Raw genomic sequence first — 25,009 nt, forward strand, 5'->3', positions numbered from 1 at the left:
GCGTCGAAGCAGACCGGACACCCCGCGTCGCGACGTTACGTCGGAGGGGACGAGACCGTACTTCCTTCTACGTCACGCAACGGCGCGCGACAGGAGCCAGAGGACAATGCAGACCAAGCTGGACGAAGCAAAGGCCGAGCTGCTCGAGAGGGCCGCCCGGGTAGCTGAGAACAGCCCGGTCGGGGGGCACCTACCGACTGGGACCACGGGCGAGGGCACCCCGGACCGGGACACCGTGCTCTCGTTCCTCCAGCGTTACTACCTGCACACCGCCCCGGAGGACCTCACCGACCGAGACCCGGTCGATGTCTTCGGAGCCGCCTTCTCCCACTACCGGTTGGCCGAGACCCGCCCGCAGGGAACGGCCAATGTGCGGGTCCTGACGCCCACCGTCGAGGAGAACGGATGGGCGTGCAGCCATTCCATCGTCGAGGTCGTCACCGACGACATGCCCTTCCTGGTCGACTCCGTCACCAATGAGCTGACCCGGCAGGGACGTGGGATCCACGTCGTCATCCACCCCCAGGTCGTCGTCCGCCGTGACGTCACCGGCAAGCTCGTCGAGGTGCTCCCCGCCCCTCCGGCCGCCGCTGACCGCCCGCACGACGCGCACACCGAGTCCTGGATCCACGTAGAGATCGACCGGGAGACCGACAAGGCCGACCTGAAGCAGATCACCGCCGATCTGCTGCGCGTCCTGTCCGACGTACGGGAGGCCGTCGAGGACTGGGAGAAGATGCGGGACGCCTCGATCCGCCTCTCCGAAAGCCTCGCCGAGGAGCACGTGCCCGGCGATCTGCCCGGCCCCGAGGTCGAGGAGGCGCGCGAGCTGCTGCAGTGGCTGGCCGCCGACCACTTCACCTTCCTGGGCTACCGGGAGTACGAGCTGCGCGAGGACGACTCCCTCGCCGCCGTCCCCGGCACCGGGCTCGGCATACTGCGCTCCGACCCGCACCACGCCGGTGCCGACGCCCACCCCGTCAGCCCCTCCTTCGAGCGGCTGCCCGCCGACGCCCGCGCCAAGGCCCGTGAGCACAAGCTGCTGGTCCTCACCAAGGCCAACAGCCGTGCGACCGTCCACCGGCCCTCGTACCTGGACTACATCGGCGTCAAGAAGTTCGACAGCGAGGGCAATGTCGTCGGCGAGCGGCGCTTCCTCGGCCTGTTCTCCTCGGCCGCCTACACCGAGTCCGTCCGCCGTGTCCCGGTCATCCGGCGCAAGGTCGACGACGTGCTCAGGCGCGCCGGGTTCTCGCCCAACAGCCACGACGGCCGCGACCTGCTGCAGATCCTGGAGACCTACCCGCGCGACGAGCTGTTCCAGACGCCCGTCGACGAACTGCAGGCGATCGTCACCAGCGTCCTGTACCTCCAGGAGCGCCGGCGCCTGCGCCTGTACCTGCGCCAGGACGAGTACGGCCGCTACTACTCCGCCCTCGTCTACCTGCCCCGCGACCGCTACACCACCGGCGTCCGGCTGCGGATCATCGACATCCTGAAGGAGGAGCTCGGCGGCACCAGCGTCGACTTCACCGCCTGGAACACCGAGTCGATCCTTTCCCGGCTGCACTTCGTCGTCCGCGTCCCGCAGGGCACCGAGCTGCCGCAGCTCAGCGACGCCGACAAGGAGCGCATCGAGGCCCGCCTGGTCGATGCCGCGCGGTCCTGGGCCGACGGCTTCGCCGACGCGCTCAACGCCGAGCTGGGCGAGGAGCGCGCCGCCGAACTGATGCGCCGCTACGGCAACGCCTTCCCCGAGGGCTACAAGGCCGACCACACCCCGCGCTCGGCCGTCTCCGACCTGGTCCACATCGAGCAGCTGACCGAGGACAACAACTTCGCGCTCAGCCTGTACGAGCCGGTCGGCGCCGCCCCCGAGGAGCGCCGCTTCAAGATCTACCGCAAGGGCGCGGCCATCTCCCTGTCCGCCGTCCTGCCGGTGCTGAACCGGCTCGGCGTCGAGGTCATCGACGAGCGCCCCTACGAGCTGCGCTGCTCGGACCGCACGGTGGCCTGGATCTACGACTTCGGCCTGCGCATGCCGAAGGCGCAGAACGGCAGCGGCGACTACGTCGGCGACGACGCCCGCGAGCGCGTCCAGGAGGCCTTCGCCGCCACCTGGACCGGACAGGCCGAGAACGACGGCTTCAACGCGCTGGTGCTGAGCGCCGGGCTGAACTGGCGTCAGGCGATGGTCCTGCGGGCGTACGCCAAGTACCTGCGCCAGGCCGGTTCCACGTTCTCGCAGGACTACATGGAGGACACCCTCCGCAACAACGTCCACACCACCCGGCTCCTCGTCTCCCTGTTCGAGGCGCGGATGTCGCCGGACCGCCAGCGCGCCGGGCACGAGATCGTGGACGCGCTGCTCGAGGAGGTCGACGCGGCCCTGGACCAGGTGGCGAGCCTGGACGAGGACCGGATCCTGCGGTCCTTCCTCACCGTGATCAAGGCGACCCTGCGCACGAACTTCTTCCAGGAGGCGGCGGGCGGCGCCCCGCACGACTACGTCTCCATGAAGTTCGACCCGCAGGCCATCCCGGACCTGCCGGCGCCGCGTCCGGCGTACGAGATCTGGGTGTACTCGCCGCGGGTCGAGGGCGTCCACCTGCGCTTCGGCAAGGTCGCGCGAGGCGGTCTGCGCTGGTCCGACCGGCGTGAGGACTTCCGGACCGAGATCCTCGGTCTGGTGAAGGCGCAGATGGTGAAGAACACCGTCATCGTGCCGGTCGGCGCCAAGGGCGGCTTCGTCGCCAAGCAGCTGCCCGACCCGTCCGCGGACCGGGACGCCTGGCTCGCCGAGGGCATCGCGAGCTACAAGACGTTCATCTCGGCGCTGCTCGACATCACCGACAACATGGTGGCCGGGGAGGTCGTCCCGCCCGCCGACGTCGTACGACACGACGAGGACGACACCTACCTCGTCGTCGCCGCCGACAAGGGCACCGCGACCTTCTCCGACATCGCCAACGAGGTCGCCGAGAGCTACAACTTCTGGCTCGGCGACGCCTTCGCCTCCGGCGGCTCGGCCGGTTACGACCACAAGGGCATGGGCATCACCGCCCGCGGCGCCTGGGAGTCCGTCAAGCGGCACTTCCGGGAGCTGGGCGTGGACACGCAGACCGAGGACTTCACGGTCGTCGGCATCGGTGACATGTCCGGTGACGTGTTCGGCAACGGCATGCTGCTCAGCGAGCACATCCGCCTGGTCGCCGCCTTCGACCACCGGCACATCTTCATCGACCCGAACCCGGACGCGGCCACCGGCTACGCCGAGCGCCGCCGTCTGTTCGAGCTGCCGCGCTCCAGCTGGGCCGACTACGACACCGACCTGATCTCGGCCGGTGGCGGCGTCTTCCCGCGGACCGCCAAGGCGATCCCGGTCAACGCGCACATCCGCGAGGCCCTGGGCATCGAGGGCAAGGTGTCCAAGATGACGCCGGCCGACCTGATGAAGGCGATCCTGCAGTCGCCGGTGGACCTGCTGTGGAACGGCGGCATCGGCACGTACGTCAAGGCCTCCACCGAGTCCAACGCCGACGTCGGCGACAAGGCCAACGACCCCATCCGCGTCGACGGCGCCGAGCTGCGGGTCAAGGTCGTCGGCGAGGGCGGCAACCTGGGTCTGACCCAGCTCGGCCGGATCGAGTTCGCCCGGCACGGCGGCAAGATCAACACCGATGCCATCGACAACAGCGCGGGCGTGGACACCTCCGACCACGAGGTGAACATCAAGATCCTGCTTAACAGCCTGGTCACCGACGGCGACATGACCGTCAAGCAGCGCAACAAGCTGCTCGCGGAGATGACCGACGAGGTCGGCCGGCTGGTCCTGCGCAACAACTACGCGCAGAACACGGCGATCGCCAACGCCCTCGCCCAGTCCAAGGACATGCTCCACGCCCAGCAGCGCTACATGCGCCACCTGGTCCGCGAGGGCGCCCTCGACCGGGCCCTGGAGTTCCTGCCCACCGACCGCCAGATCCGTGAGCGGCTCGGCACCGGACACGGCCTGACCGGCCCGGAGACGGCCGTGCTGATGGCGTACACGAAGATCACGGTCGCCGAGGAGCTGCTGCACACCTCGCTCCCGGACGACCCCTACCTGCGCGGGCTGCTCGACGCGTACTTCCCGACCGCGCTGCGCGAGCGGTTCCCCGAGCACATCGACACCCACCCGCTGCGCCGTGAGATCACCACGACCGTGCTGGTCAACGACACGGTCAACACCGGTGGTACGACGTATCTGCACCGTCTGCGCGAGGAGACCGGGGCCTCCCTGGAGGAGATCGTCCGGGCGCAGACCGCGGCCCGCGCGATCTTCCGCTCGGCGCCCGTGTGGGACGCGGTCGAGGCCCTGGACAACCAGGTCGAGGCCGATGTGCTCACCCGGATCCGGCTGCACTCGCGCCGCCTGGTGGAGCGCGGCACGCGCTGGCTGCTCAACAACCGCCCGCAGCCGATCCAGCTCACCGAGAACGTCGAGTTCTTCGGCGAGCGGGTCGAGCAGGTGTGGCAGCAGCTGCCGAAGCTGCTGCGCGGCGCGGACCTCGAGTGGTACCAGCAGATCTACGACGAGCTGTCCGGCGTCGGCGTCCCGGACGAACTGGCCACCCGCGTGGCCGGCTTCTCCTCCGCCTTCCCGGCGCTCGACATCGTCTCGGTGGCCGACCGCATGGGCAAGGAGCCGCTGGACGTGGCCGATGTCTACTACGACCTCGCCGACCGGCTGCGGATCACCCAGCTCATGGACCGCATCATCGAGCTGCCGCGCAACGACCGCTGGCAGTCCATGGCCCGCGCCTCCATCCGCGAGGACCTGTACGCGGCCCACGCGGCGCTGACCGCGGACGTCCTCGCGGTCGGCAACGGCTCCTCCACCCCGGAGCAGCGCTTCAAGGCGTGGGAGGAGAAGAACGCGGCGATCCTCGGCCGGGCGCGCACCACCCTGGAGGAGATCCAGGGCTCGGACGCCTTCGACCTCGCCAACCTCTCGGTGGCGATGCGGACGATGCGCACCCTGCTGCGGACGCATTCGTAGGACGCTTCCCGGCCTACGACAGTGAAGGGCGCCCCGGGCCGTCATGGCCCGGGGCGCCCTTTCGCACGTCAGGGAGTTACGCGGCGACCTTCGGCTTCGGCTTGGCCTTGGGCTTCTTGTCGCCGGTGAAGGCCTCGTACTCCTTCAGGACGTCCTCGGTGGGGCCGTCCATGCGCAGCTCGCCGCGCTCCAGCCACAGGACGCGGTCGCAGGTGTCGCGGATCGACTTGTTGTTGTGGCTGACCAGGAACACCGTGCCGGCCTCCTTGCGCAGCTCGCGGATGCGGGCCTCGGAGCGCTTGCGGAAGTTCGCGTCGCCGGTGGCGAGGGCCTCGTCGATGAGCAGGACGTCGTGGTCCTTGGCGGCGGCGATGGAGAAGCGGAGCCGGGCGCCCATGCCGGAGGAGTAGGTGCGCATCGGCAGGGTGATGAAGTCGCCCTTGTCGTTGATGCCGGAGAAGTCGACGATCTCCTGGTACCGCTCCTTGATCTGCTCCCGGGACATGCCCATGGCGAGGCCGCCGAGGTAGACGTTCCGCTCGCCGGTCAGGTCGCCCATCAGGGCCGCGTTGACGCCGAGCAGGGAGGGCTGGCCGTCGGTGTAGATGGCGCCGCTCTCCACGGGGAGCAGTCCCGCGACCGCCTTGAGCAGGGTGGACTTCCCGGAGCCGTTGGTGCCGATCAGGCCGATGGCCTCGCCCTTGTACGCGACGAAGGACACCTTCCTCACGGCGTGCACCGTGCGGACGCCGGAGGCCTTCTCGGTCTGCTTGCGCCGCAGGATGCGGTTGAGGGCGGCGGTGGCGGAGCCGCGGCCCGCGCCGGTGCCGTTGACTCGGTAGACGATGTCCACGCGGTCGGCGATGACGGTGGGGGTCTGGTCGTTCGGGTGCTCAGCCACGGCCGTACGTCTCCTCAGCCTTCCAGAAGTAGATGAATCCGCCGATCCCGGCGAGCAGGGCCCAGCCGGTGGCGAGCGCCCACACGTGGGCCGGCAGCTGGCTCGCGTGGAAGCTGTCGATCAGCGCGAAGCGCATGAGGTCGATGTAGACGGCGGGCGGGTTGGCCTGGAGCACCGGGCCCACCCAGGACGGCCAGTCCTGGTGCTTGGCCAGCAGGTGGTCGATGCTCCACATGACGCCGGAGGTGTACATCCAGGTGCGCAGCACGAACGGCATCAGCTGGGCGACGTCCGGGGTCTTCGCGCCCACCCGGGCCATGATCATCGAGACGCCGGCGTTGAAGGTGAACTGCAGCACCAGCGCCGGGATCGCGAGGAACCAGGAGAAGGCGACCGGGACGCCGAAGGCGAGCAGGATGACGACCAGGGCGCCCATGGAGAACAGCAGCTGCTGGAGCTGCTGGAGGCAGAAGGAGATCGGCAGCGCGGCCCGCGGGAAGTGCAGGGCGCGGACGAGACCGAGGTTGCCGGAGATCGCGCGGGTGCCGGCGAGGATCGAGCTCTGGCTGAAGGTCCAGATGAAGACGCCCGTGACCAGGAAGGGCACATAGTCCGGGACGCCCTGCTTGGTGCCCAGCAGCACGCCGAAGATCAGGAAGTAGACGGCCGCGTTCAGCAGCGGGTTCATCACCTGCCAGAGCTGGCCGAGCTTGGCCTGGCTGTACTGGGCGGTGAGCTTGGCGGTGGAGAACGCGGCGATGAAGTGGCGCCGGTCCCACAGCTGCCGGACGTACTCGGGCAGGGTCGGGCGGGCACCGCTGACCGAGAGGCCGTGGCGGGCGGCGAGGGCCGCGAGGTCGACGTCGGTGCCGGTACCGGGTGGGGCCGTCGTCGTCGGGGGCGGTGTGTCGAGGACCTGGCTCACATCCGCTGCTTTCGCTCGGGGGGTCGGGTGCGCGTGCGGCGCGTGGGGCCCGTCACCGGCTGTTCCCTTACGGGACTCTTAGCGTTCTCTTACGTCGGGACGGGACCGTATCGTCGCAACGCGAGCGTAGGCCGACTCGACGTCGGAACGCAACCGTTTCGTCGTAACGCCCTATGCTGGTCCGCATGACGACGAACGCCGACGGACCCCAGCCGCGTCCGCGCCGCCGGGCCCCCGCGGGGGCGGCCGTGCTGCGGGCGGACGTGACGGAAGCGATCCGGGCGGCCGTGTTCGAGGAGCTGGCGGCGGTCGGGTACGCGCGGATGTCGATCGAGGGGATCGCCCGGCGGGCCGGGGTCGGCAAGACGGCGGTGTACCGGCGCTGGCGGTCGAAGCTGCACCTCGTCCTGGACGTGGTGTCCGCGCTGGCGGTGCAGGGGCTGCCGATGCCGGACACGGGGTCGCTGGAGGGCGACCTGCGCCTGCTGTACGAAGTGACCTCCCGGGCTCTGCGCCACCCCGTGGCCTCGCAGATCATCCCGGACCTCCAGGCGGAGGCGGCCCGCAACCCCGAGATCGCCGAGGCGATGCAGAAGGCGCTGCGGGAGGGGCAGGACGGAGTGGCCACCGGGATCGTGGCGGCGGCGGAACGACGGGGGGAGCTGCGGGAGGGCATCGACCACGACCTCGCCCTGGACCTGATCTCTGGCCCGCTGTACTGGCGTTCGGTCGTCATCCGCAGCCCGAAGCTGCCGAAGGGGTATCTGGCGTCTCTGGCCCGGGCTACGGCTGGGGCGTTGAAGGCGTTGTGACAGGGGCGCCGGCTCCCGCCAGGTTCCGGCCCAGGCTCGCCAGCGCCCCGGCGTCCAGCACCCGTTCGCCGAAGCCCGGCAGCGGTACGTGCAACCGCTCCGTCCAGCGTTCCGGGATCGCGCCGGCGCCGTGGACCGCCCCGGCCAGGCCGCCCGTCACCGCGGCCACCGTGTCGGTGTCGCCGCCCAGGTCGACGGCCGTGCGCAGCGCGTCCTCGAAGGAGCCGGTGGTGCGGACGGACCACAGGGCCGAGGCCAGACAGGGCCAGACCGCGCCGTTGAACTCGGTGGCCAGGTCGGGGTGCCAGGTGGGGGAGAGGACGGTGGCGTAGCGGTCGACGTGGGCCGGGTGCACCGACCCCAGGGTCTCCGCCACCGCGTTGAAGGGGTCCGCGCCGGACAGGGCCACCCGGATCAGCTCATGGAAGATCGCCGTGCCCTCCCACGCGGCCCTGTCCCCATGGGTCAGCGCCGACAGCCGGCGGGCCGCCTCCATCGTGGTCTCCCTGCCCCGCGGCGCGAAGTACACCGCTGACGGCGCCGCTCGCATCAACGCGCCGTTCCCGGCCGCCCGTTGATTGACCTGGAAGTGCAGCGCGGCCGCCGTGTCCCACGGGTCACCGCTGGTCAGTACCGCTTCCGTCTGCAGTCCGATGTCCTTCGGGTCGGCCGCCGCCCAGCGCCGGAAACGGCGGAAGACGTCCGGGAGTTCGAGCCCGCCGCACTCCAGCAGCGACTCGGCGACCAGGACCGCCATCTGCGTGTCGTCGGTCGCCTCGCCCGGCTCCCAGCCGCCGCCCCCGCACATCTCGCCGCCCGCCCCGGGGGACGGGAAGCGTGCCGAGAAGGCGCCCTCGGGACCGAACTCGAAGGGCGCGCCCAGCGCGTCACCGACAGCCGACCCGACCACGGCGCCGACGGCACGCTCCAAACCTGAGTCGGTCATGCCGGCCACGTCAGCCCCGTGCCGCCCCCGGATATCGCCGTACCCAGCCCTCCCACGCCGACGTGATCATGTCCTGCACGTCGTGCTTGGCCTTCCAGTCCAGTTCCGCGGCCGCGCGGTCGGCGGAGGCGACCACGCGGGCCGGGTCGCCCGGGCGGCGCGGGGTGACGGTCGGGGGGCGGTCGTAGCCGGTGATCGCGTTGATCCGGTCGATCATGTCGCGGACCGACACTCCCTCGCCCCGGCCGATGTTCAGGGTCAGGTCGCGGCCCGGGGACGTCCGCAGCGCTCGCGCCGCCGCCACATGGGCCTCGGCCAGGTCGACCACGTGGATGTAGTCCCGGACGCAGGTGCCGTCCGGCGTCGGGTAGTCGTCGCCGAAGATGCGCGGGGGCGCCTTTTCGGTCAGCCGTTCGAAGACCATCGGAATGAGGTTGAAGACGCCCACGTCCGCCAGTTCCGGCGCCGCCGAGCCCGCCACGTTGAAGTAGCGCAGGGACGCCGTCGACAGGCCCGTCGCCCGGGCCGTCGCCCGCACCAGCCACTCGCCCACGAGCTTGGTCTCGCCGTACGGCGACATCGGCTCGCACGGGGTCTCCTCGGTCACCAGCTCCACGTCCGGCATGCCGTAGACCGCCGCCGAGGAGGAGAACACGAACGAGGGAACGCCGGCCCTGGTCACCTCGTCCAGCAGTACGCGCAGGCCCTCGACGTTCTCCCGGTAGTAGCGCAGCGGCTGGTCCACCGACTCGCCGACCTGCTTCTTCGCCGCCAAATGCACGACCCCGGTGATCCCGTGGTCCTGCAGGGCCCGGGCCACCTGCTCGGCGTCCAGGGTGGAGCCCACCACCAGCGGGACCCCGTCGGGCACCCGCTCGGAGATGCCGGTGGACAGGTCGTCGTAGACCACCGCCCGCTCGCCCGACTCGGTCATCGCCCGTACGACGTGCGCCCCGATGTATCCGGCGCCGCCGGTGATCAGCCAGGTCATGTACGGCCGTCCCCTCGTCAGTTGGCCCGTGCGTGGAGCATAACCACTCCCATTCGCCGTCAATGAACAAAAAGAGTCAGTTAATAGCACAAAATCATCGATGTGCTGAGCCGGAGAGCAGGAGCCATCGCCGTGCCCCCCGCCCTCATGCTGGCCGTCGGGCTCTGGGGCCTCGACCGCGGCGGCATGTGGCGCGACGAGGCGGTCACCTTCCAGGTCGCGCGCCGGTCGGTGCCGGAGATCTGGCGGTTGCTGCACGGCGTCGACGCGGTGCACGGCCTGTACTACCTCCTCATGCACGCCGTCCTCGCCGTCCACCCCGGCGAGGTCCTCCTGCGGCTGCCGTCGGTGTGCGGCGCCGCCGCGGCGGCCGGTCTGATCGCCGCCCTCGGCGTACGCCTCGCCGGACCGAGGGTCGGGCTGTGGGCGGGACTGATGTACGCCGTCACCCCGCTGACCGGCCACTACGCGCAGGAGGGACGGTCCTACGCCCTCGTCGGCGCCGGAGCCGCGGGCGCCACCCTCCTCCTGGTGCGGGGGCTGTGGGGGCCCGCTCGCGCGTGGACCTGGTGGGCGTACGGCGCTGTCGTCGCCGTCACCTGCCTGCTGCACGAACTGGCGGTCCTGGTGCTGTGCGCGCACGCCGTGACGCTGGCGGCGGCCCGGCCGGGGCGGCGGGTGTGGGCGCGCTGGGCGGGCGCGGCGGCCGTCGTCGGCCTGGTACTGCTGCCCCTCGTGCTGGCGTCCCGGGCGCAGGCCGGCCAGGTGGAGTGGCTGACGGCACCGGGGTGGGGGAGCGTGCAACGGCTGCTGCGGGCCTTCGTCATCGCGCCCAAGGGGCTGATGTTCGAGACCGGCGTGGTGCTGATGCTGGCGGGCCTGGCCGCGCGCCGGACGGCCGCCGTCGCGCTGCCCCTGATGACCGTGCCGCCCTGCCTGCTGATGCTGGTCTCACAGGTACGGCCGATCTACGACGACCGATACGTGTTCTACGCCCTCGCCGGGGCGCCCCTGCTGATCGCCGCCGGTGCCGACCGGGTCGCCGCCGCCGTCCTGGGCCGGATGCCGTACGTCCAGCTCGCCGGGGCCCTCGCGATCCTGTTCGCCTTCTTCCACCACCTCCCCCTGTACCGCGCCGACCGCGCCCCCGAACGGCGGCCCGACAACCTCGCCGCCGTCTCCGCCCTCGCCGCCCGGCAGATCCGCCCCGGCGACCCGGTGCTGTTCGTGCCGTCCATCGGCCGGCGGGCGGCGATGGCGTACCCGGAGGGGTTCCGGCAGGCCGAGGACCTCGCGCTCAGCCGGCCCGGGCCCGGGTCGGGGACGCTGTACGGACGGGAGGCCGGGCCGTGCGAGCTGCGCCGCAGGCTGGCGGCGGTGGACCGGGTGTGGGTGGTGGCCGAGTCGTACGCCCTGGGCCCGCGCTGGTTTCCGCGCAACCCGGTCGAGCGCGCCAAGATCACGGTCGTGGGGGAGGACTTCGTCCCGCGTGAGGAGTACGCCCGCGGAGGCGTGACCCTGCGCCTCTACGAGCGGGCCACGGTGAAACCGCTGACGGCCGACCCCTCTACCGCGCTGTCGCTGACAGTGCCGCCGCGTCCAGGGCCGTCGTGAGCTCGTCCAGGCGGGACCGCAGGGCGTTGATCTCCTCGACGTCGAAGCCGGTCGCCGCCGCGATCCGGCGCGGCACCTCGCGCGCCCGCTCGCGCAGCGCCGTGCCCTCCTCGGTCAGGCGCACCTCCACCGAGCGCTCGTCGCGCGCGCTGCGCTCCCGGCGGACCAGGCCGGCCGTCTCCAGCCGCTTCAGCAGCGGCGAGAGGGTGCCGGAGTCCAGCCGCAGGTGCTCGCCCAGCTTCTTGACGGGCAGCTCGCCGTGCTCCCACAGCACCAGCATCACCAGGTACTGCGGGTAGGTGAGACCGAGGTCCTTGAGGATCACGCGGTAGACGCCGTTGAAGGCGCGCGAGGCCGCGTGCAGGGAGAAGCAGATCTGGCGGTCCAGGCGGAGCCATTCCTCCTGGTGCGCCGCGGGTGTCTCGGTCCGGTTCATGTTCCCAGAGTAGCGCTTGCCCGCCATTTAGTTGTGCACAACTTAATTGTGTGCTCTACTTGAGCCCGTCAACGAGCCACGACTTCTCGAACAGGGATGGTTCCTTCATGGACGCGATCTACACCGCCGTCGCCACCGCCACCCACGGCCGCGAGGGCCGCGCCGTCACCTCCGACGGCAAGATCGACCTCGCCCTCGCCATGCCGGTGGAGCTGGGCGGCAACGGCCAGGGCACCAACCCGGAGCAGCTCTTCGCCGCCGGTTACGCCGCGTGCTTCGGCAGCGCCCTCGGTCTCGTCGGCCGCCAGGCCAAGGTGGACGTCAGCGACGCCGCCGTCACCGCCGAGGTCGGCATCGGCAAGCAGGGCGAGGGCTTCGGACTGAAGGTCGCGCTTCGGGTGGAGCTGCCCGACACGGTGGACGAGGAGACCGGCCGCAAGCTGGTCGAGCAGGCCCACCAGGTCTGCCCCTACTCCAACGCCACCCGCGGCAACATCGAGGTCGACCTCGTCATCGAGTAGTCGTCCCGGGGACCCGGGCCAGCACCTCTCCCGTCCGCTCGCTCCACGCCACGACCACGGCCTCCTCGGGGACCTGGTGCCGGCGGGTGAGCAGCAGCCAGCGCACGTGGTGGTGGTGGGCGATGGCGGTGCGGTCCCTGCGGGTCGCCTCGGGCGAGAGGTAGGCGCGGACGTCTTCTCGGCGTCCGCGTCTTTCGTCTTCGGGTAGTGAGGCGTCGCGCTTCGTGGGGGCGACGAGGTTGGCGCCGTAGCCCGGGAGCGAGTGGGTGGCGTGGGGGGCGTCGGTGAGGACGACTTCGCCGGGGTTGATGTGCTGTGCTGCCCAGTCGTACGACTGCCAGGGGCGGGGGTGTTCGAAGGCTGATGTCAGTAGCAGGGCCGCCGTCAGGGTTGTGATCAGAGTGCTGGCCGGTGGGGGCTTGTCGCGCCCCGCGGCGGAGCCGCAAATCGATACAGCCCCGCGCCCCTTGAGGAGTAGCACCCGCCCGGAGATCAAAGCCGCTGACCCTACCAGCGCCCCCATCCCCGTCATCGGGTCGATCAGTGCGATCAGGACGTACAGCGCGCCCAATCCGGCGTACCCCACCATGCTCGGCCTGCCCTTCGGGCCCACGAAGCGCACCGGGCCGCTCGCCCCCGTCAACCCCCACGCCCAGAACGTCAGGCCGATCGCGAACGTCGACGGGTAGGCGAGCGTCTGTGCTGTGGGCAACAAGACCGCTGTCAGCACGGCCAGAGTCCCTACCGGCACCCACGGGCGTGGAGTCAGTACGCGGACCAGACGTCCGAGACCCGTCAGCAGCACCACCAGGTTCAGCGGGCCCGCGAGTCTCAGTACCTCCCAGCCGCCCAGGCCCGTGAGGCGGGCGAGCAGGGCCTGGGTCGCCGTGTACGGCGTGTAGTACTGGCTGCCCTCGCCCGGGGCGTCCACCGTGGGGTGGCGGGGGTCGAGGAGGCTCGCCTTCAGGCGTTCCACGACCGCCGCGTGCTGGCCCGCGTCGCAGCACAGGGGCAGGCGCCAGCAGGCGAGGGTCAGCAGCAGCCAGGCGAGGAAGCCGAAGAGCTGGTACGGGGTGGGGCGCCAGGTGGGACCGCCTCGGAGGGCGGTCGCGCCGTGCGTCGTTCGCCTGGCCAGGAGCGTTTCGCGCATTCGCCGTATGTTCCCGGCCGCGCCGGCGGATTGACCTTCCTTCACCTCATGGAGTGAGTCCGGTCGGAGTGCCCCTGCGCCGGCAACGACACCCGGTCGCGCATCAGATGGTCCAGCAGGAGAGGTACGCCGACCACCGGGAGGAGCCAGGCCAGGACGATCAGCCGGTCGCCCCAGATGGTGATGTCCGGGTGCCCCGCCTGGGTGAGGATCCCGGTGGCGGCGGCCGCGATCACGAAGGCGCCGAAGGGCGGCCTGCGCAGCGCGCCCCACAGCCCGGCGCCCAGCGCCGCCAGGAACAGCGGCTCCCAGAACTGGCGGCGCAGCCACTCCACCCAGAAGTTCGACGACAGCTGGAGGAACTCCGGCCAGGGACGCGCCCGGTCGGGGCGGGTGAAGTGGTCGGCCAGCAGATCCTGGAGGCTCTCGGACGCCGCCGGGTAGTTCAGGAGCTTCGCCAGCACGACCGTCCCCACGGCCGCGCCCAGCCCGATCCCCGCGATCGCCGTGACGTCCCGGCCCGGCGCCCGCCCCTTGCGCCATCTGCCGACGGCCACCACCGCGCCCGCCGCCGCCAGGCACACCCCGAGGAACAGCGCCTGGGAGTGCTTCACCGTGAACTGCGCCGCCAGCGCGCCCGCGATCAGCGCGAGGCCCGCCCGCCTTCCCCGCAGCACCAGCGCGCAGCCCCACAGCGCGGCCAGGGTCAGGGCCAGCAGCAGGCCCTCCGTCATGGGCCGCATCGCCGTCGTCCCGCACGGCAGAACGAAGTACAGGGCCTGGCCGGTCAGCGCCAGCGGCAGCGGTACGGACAGCGTGCGCAGGATCAGGAAGACCAGCACCCCGCCCGCCACGGTCACCGTGACCCCGGCCGCCCACAGCCCCCAGGTCGCGCCGAGGACGGTCACGAACGGCACCAGGAACACCGGGTAGCCGGGCCGGACCTCGAAGATCCGCATGAAGCGCTCGGAGGCGAAGGGGGCGGTGTGCCCGGCCGTCCGCCCCTCCCGCAGCCGCTCCTCCACCTCGGGCCACTCCCGCGCCCGGCACCGCTCCTTCACCCGCTCGCTCGGGTCGGCGCGGTGGAAGCGGACCACGTCCACGCTCTGCTCGCGGCGCGCGACGGACCCCTTGCCCGCGCAGTAGTGCTCGATCGTCGCGAGGGCCGCCTCCCGTTCGCCGCGGCCGCTCAGGCTCAGGGCGTACGACAGGTAGTTCCGGGAGTCGGGGGTGTCCCGGCCGCTGACGTTGGCCAGTTGCAGCACGGCGAAGACAGCGGCCAGCAGCAGCACCCAGGTGCGCGGTCTCATGACGCGGCGAGCCGGCCGCCCGGCCGTCCGGCCGGACGCCAGGTGTGCGGCCGGGTCGGGGTGGGCCGCGACGGGCTGGAGGGCATGGGAACTCCGGTTGCGAATCAGAGGGGCAGGGGCACGGCGGGGTGCGACGGCTCCGCGCGCGGGGAGTCCGCGCGCGACGGCACCGGATGCCGCTCGGCGAGCGGGACGACCGGCGGCAACCCGTGCTCGCCGAGCACCACATGGCGCACGACGCGCTCGGCGGCACGGCCGTCGTCGTACGGGCAGAAGCGCGCCCGGAACGCCGAGCGCAGCTGGGCGGAGCGGGAGCCGCGCCAGTGGCCGGTGGCGAAGATGTCGACCAGTTCGTCCTCGCTGCGCGCGAGCGCGCCCGGGGGGAAGTCCCGCAGGTCGAAGTAGGTGCCGCGGGCCGCCTCGAAGGCCTCGCGGTCCTCGGTGTGCAGCACGATCGGACGGTCCAGGCCCGCGTAGTCGAACATGATCGACGAGTAGTCGGTGAGCAGGGCGTCCGAGGCGAGGCAGAGGGACTCGACGCTCGGGTGGGCGCTGACGTCGATGACCCGGGGCGAGGCCGGGTCGGGGGCGAGCGGGCCGCCGTGCCGCCGGTGGGCGCGGGCCAGGATCACGAACCGCGGGCCGAGCCGGTCGGCCACGCGGTCCAGGTCCAGCGGGCTGCGCTGGGTGCGGCGGTAGTCGCGGTGGGTCGGGGCGTACAGGATCGCCACCGCGTGCTCGGGGACGCCGAGCGACTCGCGCAGCCGGGTCACGTCCGCCGAGGTCGCCTGCTGGAACACGTCGGTGCGCGGCTGGCCGTACTCCAGCGTCTTGTACGTGCCCGGGTGGACGCGCTCCCGGACCAGGGTGGAGTGGCGGTTGGCGGAGACGACGTAGTCCCAGGTGTCGACCGTCCGCAGGAGCGCGTCCGGGTCCGTCGTCGCGGCCGGGCGTTCCAGCAGGTCCAGGCCCATGTGCTTGAGGGGGGTGCCGGTCCCGGTCTGCACGACGGTCTGGCCGGGGCGCTTGACGAAGCGGCGGTCGAGGCCGACGTTGTCGACCAGGTACGCGGAGCGGGCCAGCGCCGTCCAGTAGGCCGCCGTGCCGGGGGTGATACGGCGCGTGGCGGCGGGGATCGTGTGGTGGTGCTCGGGGTGCGCGATCCATGCCGTGCGCAGGTGCGGGGCGTGGGCGCGGAACGCCTGCTCCAGGGCGCCCGGGTTGCATCCGTGGCCCTGACCGCCGTACGCGCAGAAGACGGCTCGGTCGGGGCGCAGGGGCAGTCGGCGCTGGACGCGGTAGTGCAGGCGGAGGGCGGCCGCGCGCAGACGGGCCGTCAGTTTCACGGCCGCCTTGGCCGTCGTACGGCCGAGGAGCGCGACCTGTCGCAGGGACCGGTGGACGCGCCACAGGCGCAGGGGGGTGAGGGCACCCCGTGTGCGGTGGCGGCGGTGGTGGGCGCGGGCCAGGCGCAGGAACTCGGCGCGGGTGCCGCGCGGGAGACGGCCGATGTGGGTGGACACCGTCGCCAGGTGGGTGACCATATGGCGGAACACCATGGGACGCCACGGTGAGAGGTGCGGGCGCTCGGCGAGGAACGCGAAGAGACGGTCGTACTGCTCGAAGAGGTCGAAGGGGCGGCGGGCCGTGCCGCCCCTCCGGCGCTGCCGGTGGTGGACGCACACCCGGTCCAGGGTCGCGAGGGACCTCGCCGTCATCAGGGCCGGACCGGACCAGGGGGTGTCCTCGTGGGAGCCGGGCGGGAAGGCGAGGCCCTCGCGCTCGACGAACTCCCGCCGGTACGCCATGTTCCGGACCGCCGGCGGCGGTCGCAGCAGACCCGGGCGGTCCTCCAGGCGGAACGGCGCAGGGCCCTGCTCGGTGAGGGGGATCGCCGCCGGGTCGCGGACGGTCTCGCCGGTGCGGGTGAGGCGGGCGTGGTCGTGGACCAGGACGTCCGGCTCGCCGGTCTCCTTCAGCCGGTCGGCGATGGCTTCCAGGGCGCCGGGGGTGAGGGTGTCGTCGCCGTCGAGGAACAGCAGGTAGTCGCCGGTCGCCTCGGCCAGTCCGGCGTTGCGGGCCGGGCCGAGGCCCTCGTCGCGCGCCAGCCGCAGCGGCCGTACCCGCGGGTCGCGGTCCGCGAACTCGTCGATGATCGCCCCGCAGGCGTCCGGTGAGGCGTCGTCCACGGCGATCACTTCGAGATCGGGGAACGACTGCGAGAGCACCGACTCCAGACACTCGTGCAGGTACGCCTGAACCTTGTACGCGGGGACGATGACACTGAACCTGGGCAAGGGACATCCATGGGTCGGGACGCGGGCGGGCCTTGCCCGGGAACGGCCGATGGAGTGAGTTGGTTACGCTGCGTTACGGCATTCGGGGGATGACGGGATGAACGGCGAGGGGCCGGCCGGTTTCCTCCGGCCGGCCCCCGAATCCGCTTGTCCTGCCGCCTACTTCACCGCGCCCGCCATCACACCGGACACGAACTGCCGCTGGAAGGCGAAGAACACGGCCAGCGGGATCACCATGGAGATGAAGGCGCCGGGCGCCAGCACCTCGATGTTGCTGCCGAACTGCCGTACCTGCTGCTGGAGCGCGACCGTCAGCGGCTGCGAGCCGGAGTCGGAGAACACCAGCGCCACCAGCATGTCGTTCCACACCCACAGGAACTGGAAGATCCCCAGCGAGGCGATGGCCGGGGCGCCCAGCGGCAGCACGACCGTCGCGAACAGCCGTGCCTCGCCCGCGCCGTCGAGCCGGGCCGCCTCCAGCAGTTCGCGCGGGATCTCCGCGAAGAAGTTCCGTAGCAGGAAGATCGCGAACGGCAGTCCGAACGCCACATGGAACAGCACGACACCGGTGATGGAGCCGAAGATGCCGATCTCGCCGAAGAGTTCGGACAGCGGGATCAGCGCCACCTGCACCGGCACCACCAACAGGGCGATCACCACCATGAACCACCAGTCACGGCCCTTGAAGTCCATCCACGCGAAGGCGTATCCGGCCATCGCGCCGATGATGACGACGAGCAGGGTCGCGGGGACGGTGATCCACACGGTGTTGAACAGCGCGCTGGTGATGTCGTCGTTCTCCAGCAGCGTGCTGTAGCTCTCGGTGGTGAGCTGGGCCGGTGCCGTGAAGACCTTCCACCAGCCCGAGGAGGCGATGTCGGTCGGCTCGCGGAACGAGGACACCAGCAGTCCGAACGTCGGCACCAGCCAGAACAGCGCCACCAGCAGCAGGAAGGTGCGCAGCGCCCCGCCCGCCGCCCCGCTCGCCACCCGGGAGGCCCATGACTGTTTGCCGCGCACAGAGGTGTCGAGGGGGGTCACCGCTCGCGCTCCTTCCTGAGCCGGCGGATGTTGACGATCATCACCGGGACCACGAGCAGCAGCAGGATGATGCCGATCGCGCTGCCCAGGCCGTAGTTGCCGCCGCCGCCGAAGGACGACAGGAACAGTTGCAGCGCCAGCACGTTGGCCTCGTCCTGGGTGGGCTGCGGGGCGATGATGTAGACCAGGTCGAAGATCTTCATCACGTTGATCATCAGCGTGATCAGGACGACGACCAGGACCGGCGCCAGCATCGGCACCGTGATCCTGCGGAACACCTGCCACTCGTTGGCGCCGTCGACCCGCGCCGCCTCCAGCAGGTTGCGGTCGACCCCGGCGAGACCCGCCGCGATCAGCACCATCGCGAAGCCCGCCCACATCCAGACGTACGCCCCGATGATCGACGGTGTCACCAGCGTCGGGCCGAGCCAGTCGACGCCGTTGTAGGGCGCCGCGAAGTTCGAGCCCGGCAGCCGCAGTTGGGCGCCGTCCGCCTCGGCGGGCAGGGTGAAGGTGCCGTCCGCGCCACTGGTCGCCGAGGCGACGACCTCGCCGTCCTTCACCGCCTCGACCTTGACGCCCTCCAGCGCCTTCTCGCCCGCGTCGACCTGCCCCTTCTCGCCGCCTCCGCCGAGCTTGAAGTCCAGCCAGACGGTGCCGGTGATCCCGTCTCCGGTCGCCACCTCGGCGTCCTCCGGGGTGCCCGGCAGCCGGTTGGGCGCGATGCCGACGAGCGGGAGCAGTGCCGGGGTGCCCGCCTCGACCGTTCCCGTCGTGGTGAAGGACCCGCCGCCGGACGCCTTGAGATCGCTGACCTGGGCGTTGGGACGGGCCTTCGGATAGACGGAGGAGTCGGCGAAGGTGTCGTGCACGCTCGTCACGACCGCGTTCGCCACACCCTGGTCAGGATCCGCCTGGTACACCAGCCGGAAGATGATCCCGGCCGCGAGCATCGAGATCGCCATCGGCATGAAGACGATCAACTTGAACGCCGTGCCCCAGCGCACCCGTTCGGTGAGCACGGCGAAGATCAGGCCCAGCGCGGTGACCACCGCGGGCGCGACGGCGACCCAGATCGCCGTGTTGCGTACGGCGGTCAGGGTGGCGTCGTCGGTGAAGACGTCGACGTAGTTGTCCAGACCGACGAAGCCGTCACCGCCCGCGTCGTACAGACTGCGCCAGACCGAGTACCCGATCGGGTAGACCACGAGCGCGCCGAGCAGCACCAGCGCGGGCAGCAGGAACAGCACCGCCACCCACAGCCGGGTGCCCGTCACGCTCTTGTCGGGTGCCTTGGCGGCACCGTTGTCCGCTACGGCCGACATCCGTCAGCCGGTCTTGTACGCCTTGGCGGCGTCCGCCTCCAGCTTTCGCTGGGCGCCCGCCACATCGCTCGGGTTCTTCAGGAAGTCCTGGAGCTGCTTCCACTCGCCGACGCCCTGGGTGCCGCCGAAGGCCGCCGGCGCCTGGTCGGACATGTCGAACCGGAAGTCGTCGCCGGCCGCGATCAGCGCCTCGGCGATGCCCTTGGTGACGTCGTCCTTGTACGTCCCGGTGTCCATCTCCTTGCTGGGCGAGATGAACCCGCCCTGCGCCGCCCAGATCTCGGCCGCGTCGGTCGAGGCCAGGAAGGTCATCAGGGCCTGCGCCCCCTCACCGTCCTTCAGGGCCACGGCGACATCGCCGCCGCTGACCACGGGCGACTCGTCGCCGACCGCCGGGAACGGGAACACCTTGGCGTCGGTGCCGACCTTCGCGTCCGTGTCGGCGTTGATGTTCGCGGTGACGAAGTCGCCCTCGAAGACCATCGCGGCCGGGGTGTCACCGGAGAAGGTCTGGGTGACGGACTTGGGGAACTCGGTCTGCAGCGCGCCCGAGCGGCCGCCCGCGATCAGCTCGTCCTTGCCCCACAGCCCGGCGAGCGTGGTCAGGGCGTCCTTGACCGAGGGGTCGGTCCACTTGATCTCGTGCTTGGCCAACTGGTCGTACTTCTCCGGTCCGGCCTGGGAGAGATAGATGTTCTCGAACCAGTCGGTGAGCGTCCAGCCGTCGGCGCCGCCGATGGAGACGGCCGGGGAGCCGGCGTCGGAGAGGGTCTGGGCGGTGGCCAGGAAGTCGTCCCAGGTCTTCGGCTCGTCGGTGATCCCCGCTGCCTCGAAGGCGGCGGTGTTGTACCAGATCAGGGACTTGTTGGCGGCCTTCACATACACGCCGTACTGCTTGCCCTCGTAGGACCCTAGGTCGTTCCACCCGGCGGAGAAGTTCTTGTCCGCCTGGGCCTGGGCGTCGGTGCCGAGCGGCTTGATCCAGCCCTTGTCGGCGAACTGGTGGAGCACGCCGACCTGCGGCAGGAACGCCACGTCCGGCGGCTGACCGCCCTGGATCTTGGTACCGAGGAAGGTGGAGGTGTTGTTGCCGGTGGGCACGAAGTTCACCTTGGCGCCGGTGCGCTTCTCGAACTCGTCCAGCACCTTGGTGAAGTTGTCCTGCTCGGGGCCGGTCCAGACGGCCGCGACCTCGAGTGTCTGCCCGTCCAGCTTGGGAAGTTGCACGGTGGACCCGGCGCCGGTCTCCTTGCCGCCGCCGCCCCCTCCGCCGTTGTTGTCGTCGTCTCCGCCGCAACCGGTGAGCGCCAGTGCGAGGGCGCCTACGGTCGCGATGGCGATCCGGATGGTGCGATTCGTGCTGCGCATCACTGCCCCGTTCTTCGTGCCTCGTTGCCTCGTCGAACGTTCGAGCGCTGTCTGTGCGGTTTGGTTTACGCCGGGACTTGGGGGTCGGCAAGAGCGCCTGCGCTGTCAAGTAGGCGATCGTGACCGCGTCGTGACTCGGCCTCGACTGTGGCGTGAGGTGCGCGGGGATCGGTCTCGAGCGCGGCTGGAGGCGTGCGGGGAACCTCGGCTCCGGCCGGGGCGGCGGGGTTGGGGGACCTCCGACCGTGGCGGCGCGGTTGGGGGAACCTCGGCTCCGGCCGGTGTGGGCGGGGGCGGGGGACTCTCGACCGGGGTTACAGGAGCGAGGGGACCTCGGCCGCCGAGACCTCCTTCGCCGCTCTCTCCAACGCGCTGGCCAGGAGGGCCAGGTCGGTCGGGCCGTTGCCGAGTTCGCGGACCAGGCGGCGGGTCGGGGGGTCGCCCATGCGGTGCCATTCCAGCGGGACGACCGTGGGCCGCAAGGTGGCGGTGCGCGGGATGCGGCCGGTGACACGTCCGCCCTGGAAAGCGGTCGTACGGCCGTCCGCCCAGGTCAACGCGCCGCGACCGGGCGCCGGTTCGTCGGGGCCGCCGACCGGTTCGTCGAGGACGACACGCAGGGTGGCCCGTCGGGCCGGCTCCGACGCGGCCGTACGGCCGTCGGCGCCCGTCGCCGCCACCAGGTGCACGCCGAGTCGCTCGCCCTCCCGGGCCACCGCCTCCAGCGCGCGTATGACCGAGCCGGCCGCCGGTCGGCCGGGGGAGCCGAGGGCGGGGGAGACCAGGGCGTCCAGATCGTCCACGACCACGACCAGGCGGGGCAGCGGCGGTGCCGCCTCCGCCTGCCGACGGGACGCGGCCGGGCGCAGCCGCAGGGTGGAGCTGGGCGGGGCGTCGAGGTCGGCGGCGCCGGGCCCCGCGGGGGCGGTGGTGGGGTGGCCGTTCCCGGAGGGGGTGGTTCGGGGGTGGCCGGTCCCTGCGGGGCCGGTCCCGGAACGGGGGGTCCCCGCGGGGCTGGTCGCCGTGCGCTGGGTGACCATGCGGCCCGAGACCAGCCGGCTCGCGTGCCACTCGGTGAAGTGGGAACGGCCGAGCAGCTCCGCCCGCCGCTTGAGCTCGGAGCTGAGGGACTGGGCGAACTCCCGCATCCGCACCGGGTCGTTGACGGCGAGGTGGGTGGTGACGTGCGGGACGTCGGTGCACACGCGCAGCCCGTCGCCGCCGCTGTTCGCCGCGCCGGTGCTGTCCCGGCCGTCGATCAGGACCATGCTCAGCCGGTCCGGCCGCTCGGCGGCGGCGAGCGAGGCGACGAGCGCCCTCAGCAGCTCCGTACGTCCGCTGCCCGCGGGGCCCTCGATCAGCAGGTGCGGTCCGTCGGCCGCGAGGTCCGCGCCGACCGGGCCGCGCGGTCCGGCGCCGAGCACGACACACGCGCGTCCGCCGAGCGCCTCGGTGTCGTCGGCCGCGTCCGCCCAACGGGCCATCAGCGAGGCGGGGGTGGCCCGGGCCAGCCCCAACTCGTCCAGCAGCCGGGCCGCCTGAGGCAGCGGCGCGGACACCCGGGCCTGCCGCCCTCCTGCGACACCGTCCGGCCGCAACGGCGCCAGCGCCCGCGCGAACCGCTCGGCCCAGGGCAGGGACACGGCGTCGACGGTGGCGACGGTGCCGGGGGGTACGGGGGCCGGGTCGGCGTGGGCCGGGACGGCAGGGGGTGCGGAGGACTTGGGGGCGCCTTCGCCGCGGGTGGGGCGGCCGCCTTGCCCGGTGCGTGCGGTGCCGTCGTTCGCGGTGTCGCCGCGGGTGGCCGTGGCGGCACCCTCCAGGGCTCCCGTGCGCGCGACCCGCATCAGCCGCAGCGCGGTCGCCACATCGCCGCTCAGCAGCGCGACCGCGCCGCAGTCCCGGAAGGCCGGGGCCGCGGCGCAGGCCGCCCGGTAGGTCTCGGTGAGCGGTGACGCGGGGGAGGCGGGCGGAGTCTCGGCGAGGCACACCACGTGGACACCGGCCCGCGGGCCCTCGGACGCCAGCCGTGCCACGGCCTCCCGGACATCGGCACCACCGGGGTCCCCGTCCACGACGACCACGGTGTACGGGCCCGGGAAGCGGTCCGCCGGGTCGTCCTGGGCCCAGGAGGGCCGACGGGCGGGGCGGGGCTGCGCGTGGGACGTGGCGTACGGGTCGGGGGAGTGACCCGACGGGTCGGTCCGGGCGCCGGTGAAGGGGTGGTCGGCGGACCGTCCGTCCCGTCCTTGCGTACGGGATGTGGCGTACGGGTCAGGGGAGTTGGCCGACAGGTCGCTCTCGGCGCCTGCGAAGGCGCTCCTGGAGTCCTCCTGGGCGCCGGATGTGCGGGGGGCCGGGAGTGCCGGGGGGCGCTCCTGGTCGTCGAGGCGGCGGAGGAGCTCTTCCGTGCGGGCCGTCGCCTGTTCGCGGTCGTGGGCCAGCAGCAGCCGGCAGTCCTGGCCGTGGGCCGGGCGCAGATGCGGGAGCCAGCCCAGCCAGGACCACTCGGCGGTGCGCTCCTCCAGCGGGCGCGAGCGGTCCGCGCTGATCAGCACGATCTCCAGGGTGTCCGGCGAGTGCAGCGCGGCGAGTTGGGCCACCACCGCGCGGGCGAGACCGGCCAGCCGCGCGCGCGGCCCGGCCAGACCCAGGGCGCCCGCCTCGCGCAGATCGGCGGTCACGGGCACGGCGGGCAGCAGCCCGCCGTCGGGGGCGGCGCGGTCGGCGGTGCCGAGACGGACGGTCAGCGCCTCCGGGTGCTCCGGGCCGCGCTCCCACAGCCGGGCGCCGGGACCGAGGGCGGTCAGCAGCAGCGCGGCGGGGTCCGGCCAGGTCTCCGGGACCCGGTGGGCGGTGTCGGCGGCGGGGCGTGCGACGGCGTCGGCGCCCTGGACGTCGTACGCCTCGCGCCCGGGTGCGCTCTGCTCACCGCGCCCGCCGGTCAGCCGCCGAGCCCACGCGCCGAGCCCGCCACGCTTGCGCACGCCCTGCGGGACATCGGTGCCGCGCAGGGGAGTGCCCTTGCGGCCCTTGCCCTCCGGGGCGTCGGAGTCCTCACGGCTGCGGCCGGCCGGGCCACCGCCACCGGTCGACCGGTCACCGAAGCCCGGCTCGCCGCGGAAGCCAGACGCACCGCCGCGCCCGTCGCCCCGATGGCCCCCGGCCGTCCGGCCCTCGCCATACCCCTCGCTCCCGCGGTCTCCGGCAGCCCGATCTCCGCCCTGCGCCTCGCTCCGATGGCCCCCGGACGTCCCGCCCCCGCCGTGCGCCTCGATCCCGTCGCTCCCGCGGTCCCCGTGCCCGTCGGCCGGGTGGTCGCCGTGGGATGCCGTGCCGCCGCGGGTGCGAGCGTTCGTCGTGAAGCCGGCGCCGTGGGTGTCGCCCTCGCGGGGGCCCGGCACCTCCGCGCTCGGCAGGCCGCGGTTCTCGATCCGTGGCGCCCCGCCCTGGCCGGGCACGACCGGCGGTTCGACCGGCCCGTGCTCCTGTGCTCCCCGCGTCGCCGACGAGGCCCCCCAGGCGGCCGAGCCGTACGCGTGCCGCGTCTCTCCCGACGGCCCCGAGGCCTCCCGCGTCGCCTCCACGCGCGTGTGGCCGCCCGAGAGGCGGATGTGCCCCTCGCCGTCCGGCACCGTCGCCACGCGGGCTCCCGGGCCCCCCGCCGGAGCGAGCCGCAGGGTGGATTCACCGATGCGCAGGAGCGCGCCCGGGGCGAACCGGACCGGGCGGGGGCCCACCACGGCTCCGTCCAGGGTGGTGCCGTTGGTGGAACCGAGGTCGGCGACCGAGACACGGCCGTCGGCGGCGACCGTCACCGCGCAGTGCAGCCGGGAGACGTCCGGGTCGTCGAGCGGGACGTCGGCGTCGGCGGAGCGGCCGACATGGATCTGGCCGCCGTGCAGCAGGTGCACACCGCCCGCGTCGGGGCCGGCCACCACATGGAGCTGGGTCGGGGCGTCGTCGACCTCGGGGTGCGCCTCGGGCTCGGCGGGGGCGCCCAGCGAGAGCACCGCGCCGTCGATCAAGGGGGGCTCGCCCAGCGTGCAGCGCGCGCTGTCGAGCCGCTCCGCGCCCGCGTACACCACCACAGGCCCGCCGCCGCGCTCGGCCTCGCCCGCGCGGGAGGTGCCCCCGTCCGCCGAGACCGTGGAGGCGAGGGCCGACGCCACCGCGGCCAGGGCCGTGCCGGCGGGCGCCGTGACCAGCACGTCGCAGCTCGCGGCGCGGCCCCGCGGCGACGCGGGGGGCGGGCCCAGCGGGTCTACGACGGTCAGCCGGATCTGCATCGCCGTCAGCGGTCCCTTCTGCGCGGGCACCCGCGAACGGGG

16 protein-coding genes are annotated in these 25,009 nt (G+C 72.4%); 4 read left to right on the top strand and 12 right to left on the bottom strand.

The annotated features are described in order from the left end of the window. Positions 1-106: 106 nt before the first annotated feature. On the top strand, positions 107-5,041 hold the full coding sequence (locus tag AC068Z_RS20730) for an NAD-glutamate dehydrogenase (protein WP_478557332.1): 4,935 nt from the start codon (positions 107-109) through the stop codon (positions 5,039-5,041). A 76-nt stretch (positions 5,042-5,117) separates the two neighbouring features. On the opposite strand, the gene AC068Z_RS20735 is transcribed toward AC068Z_RS20730, so the two are convergent. Beyond that, positions 5,118-5,942 (bottom strand): ABC transporter ATP-binding protein, encoded by an 825-nt coding sequence (locus tag AC068Z_RS20735; protein WP_478557334.1) that lies wholly within the window; start codon positions 5,940-5,942, stop codon positions 5,118-5,120. Next, on the bottom strand, positions 5,935-6,867 hold the full coding sequence (locus tag AC068Z_RS20740; RefSeq protein ID WP_478557336.1) for an ABC transporter permease: 933 nt from the start codon (positions 6,865-6,867) through the stop codon (positions 5,935-5,937). The genes AC068Z_RS20735 and AC068Z_RS20740 overlap by 8 nt, the downstream gene beginning before the upstream one ends. 173 nt (positions 6,868-7,040) lie before the next feature. Here AC068Z_RS20740 and AC068Z_RS20745 point away from each other — a divergent pair, with 173 nt between their 5' ends. Continuing rightward, positions 7,041-7,679 carry a TetR/AcrR family transcriptional regulator gene (locus AC068Z_RS20745; protein ID WP_478557338.1) on the top strand — a complete coding sequence of 213 codons (639 nt, stop codon included), beginning with the start codon at positions 7,041-7,043 and terminating at the stop codon, positions 7,677-7,679. Here the strand turns inward: AC068Z_RS20745 and AC068Z_RS20750 are convergent. Then, the gene (locus AC068Z_RS20750; protein ID WP_478557340.1) at positions 7,651-8,625 is read right to left on the bottom strand and encodes an ADP-ribosylglycohydrolase family protein; all 975 of its coding nucleotides are present in this window, start codon (positions 8,623-8,625) and stop codon (positions 7,651-7,653) included. The two genes, AC068Z_RS20745 and AC068Z_RS20750, sit on opposite strands and share 29 nt — an antisense overlap. A 10-nt stretch (positions 8,626-8,635) precedes the next feature. Next, on the bottom strand, positions 8,636-9,616 hold the full coding sequence (gene galE / locus AC068Z_RS20755) for a UDP-glucose 4-epimerase GalE (protein ID WP_478557342.1): 981 nt from the start codon (positions 9,614-9,616) through the stop codon (positions 8,636-8,638). 132 nt (positions 9,617-9,748) lie between these two features. Between galE and AC068Z_RS20760 the strand changes: the two genes are divergently transcribed. Further along, complete coding sequence (locus AC068Z_RS20760; protein WP_478557344.1) at positions 9,749-11,230, top strand: glycosyltransferase family 39 protein; 1,482 nt, start codon at positions 9,749-9,751, stop codon at positions 11,228-11,230. Here AC068Z_RS20760 and AC068Z_RS20765 read toward each other — a convergent pair. Then, positions 11,184-11,693, bottom strand: coding sequence for a MarR family winged helix-turn-helix transcriptional regulator (locus AC068Z_RS20765; protein WP_478557346.1), 510 nt, complete (start codon positions 11,691-11,693; stop codon positions 11,184-11,186). The genes AC068Z_RS20760 and AC068Z_RS20765 overlap by 47 nt on opposite strands. Before the next feature lie 80 nt (positions 11,694-11,773). On the opposite strand from AC068Z_RS20765, the gene AC068Z_RS20770 reads away from it, so the two are divergent. After that, on the top strand, positions 11,774-12,187 hold the full coding sequence (locus AC068Z_RS20770; RefSeq protein WP_478557348.1) for an organic hydroperoxide resistance protein: 414 nt from the start codon (positions 11,774-11,776) through the stop codon (positions 12,185-12,187). Here AC068Z_RS20770 and AC068Z_RS20775 read toward each other — a convergent pair. From AC068Z_RS20775 to AC068Z_RS20805, 7 genes are all read right to left on the bottom strand, one after another. Continuing rightward, positions 12,177-13,337, bottom strand: coding sequence for a hypothetical protein (locus tag AC068Z_RS20775; protein ID WP_478557350.1), 1,161 nt, complete (start codon positions 13,335-13,337; stop codon positions 12,177-12,179). The genes AC068Z_RS20770 and AC068Z_RS20775 overlap by 11 nt on opposite strands. 41 nt (positions 13,338-13,378) lie before the next feature. Then, positions 13,379-14,647, bottom strand: coding sequence for a hypothetical protein (locus AC068Z_RS20780; protein ID WP_478557352.1), 1,269 nt, complete (start codon positions 14,645-14,647; stop codon positions 13,379-13,381). A gap of 104 nt (positions 14,648-14,751) precedes the next feature. Beyond that, entirely contained in the window at positions 14,752-16,944 is a 2,193-nt protein-coding gene (locus AC068Z_RS20785; protein ID WP_478557354.1) for a bifunctional glycosyltransferase/CDP-glycerol:glycerophosphate glycerophosphotransferase, read from the bottom strand. Positions 16,945-17,103: 159 nt separating this feature from the next. Beyond that, positions 17,104-17,985 carry a carbohydrate ABC transporter permease gene (locus tag AC068Z_RS20790; protein ID WP_478557356.1) on the bottom strand — a complete coding sequence of 294 codons (882 nt, stop codon included), beginning with the start codon at positions 17,983-17,985 and terminating at the stop codon, positions 17,104-17,106. Then, a complete protein-coding gene (locus AC068Z_RS20795; RefSeq protein ID WP_478557358.1) occupies positions 17,982-19,310 on the bottom strand; it encodes a carbohydrate ABC transporter permease in 1,329 nt (442 codons plus the stop codon). Before AC068Z_RS20795 ends, AC068Z_RS20790 begins: the two co-directional genes overlap by 4 nt. Before the next feature lie 3 nt (positions 19,311-19,313). Continuing rightward, positions 19,314-20,678, bottom strand: coding sequence for an ABC transporter substrate-binding protein (locus tag AC068Z_RS20800; protein ID WP_478557360.1), 1,365 nt, complete (start codon positions 20,676-20,678; stop codon positions 19,314-19,316). A 314-nt stretch (positions 20,679-20,992) separates the two neighbouring features. Then, positions 20,993-24,967, bottom strand: a complete 3,975-nt coding sequence (locus AC068Z_RS20805; protein WP_478558591.1) for an FtsK/SpoIIIE domain-containing protein — start codon at positions 24,965-24,967, stop codon at positions 20,993-20,995. Positions 24,968-25,009 lie beyond the last annotated feature (42 nt).

The organism is Streptomyces sp. NPDC043726 (assembly GCF_056436565.1).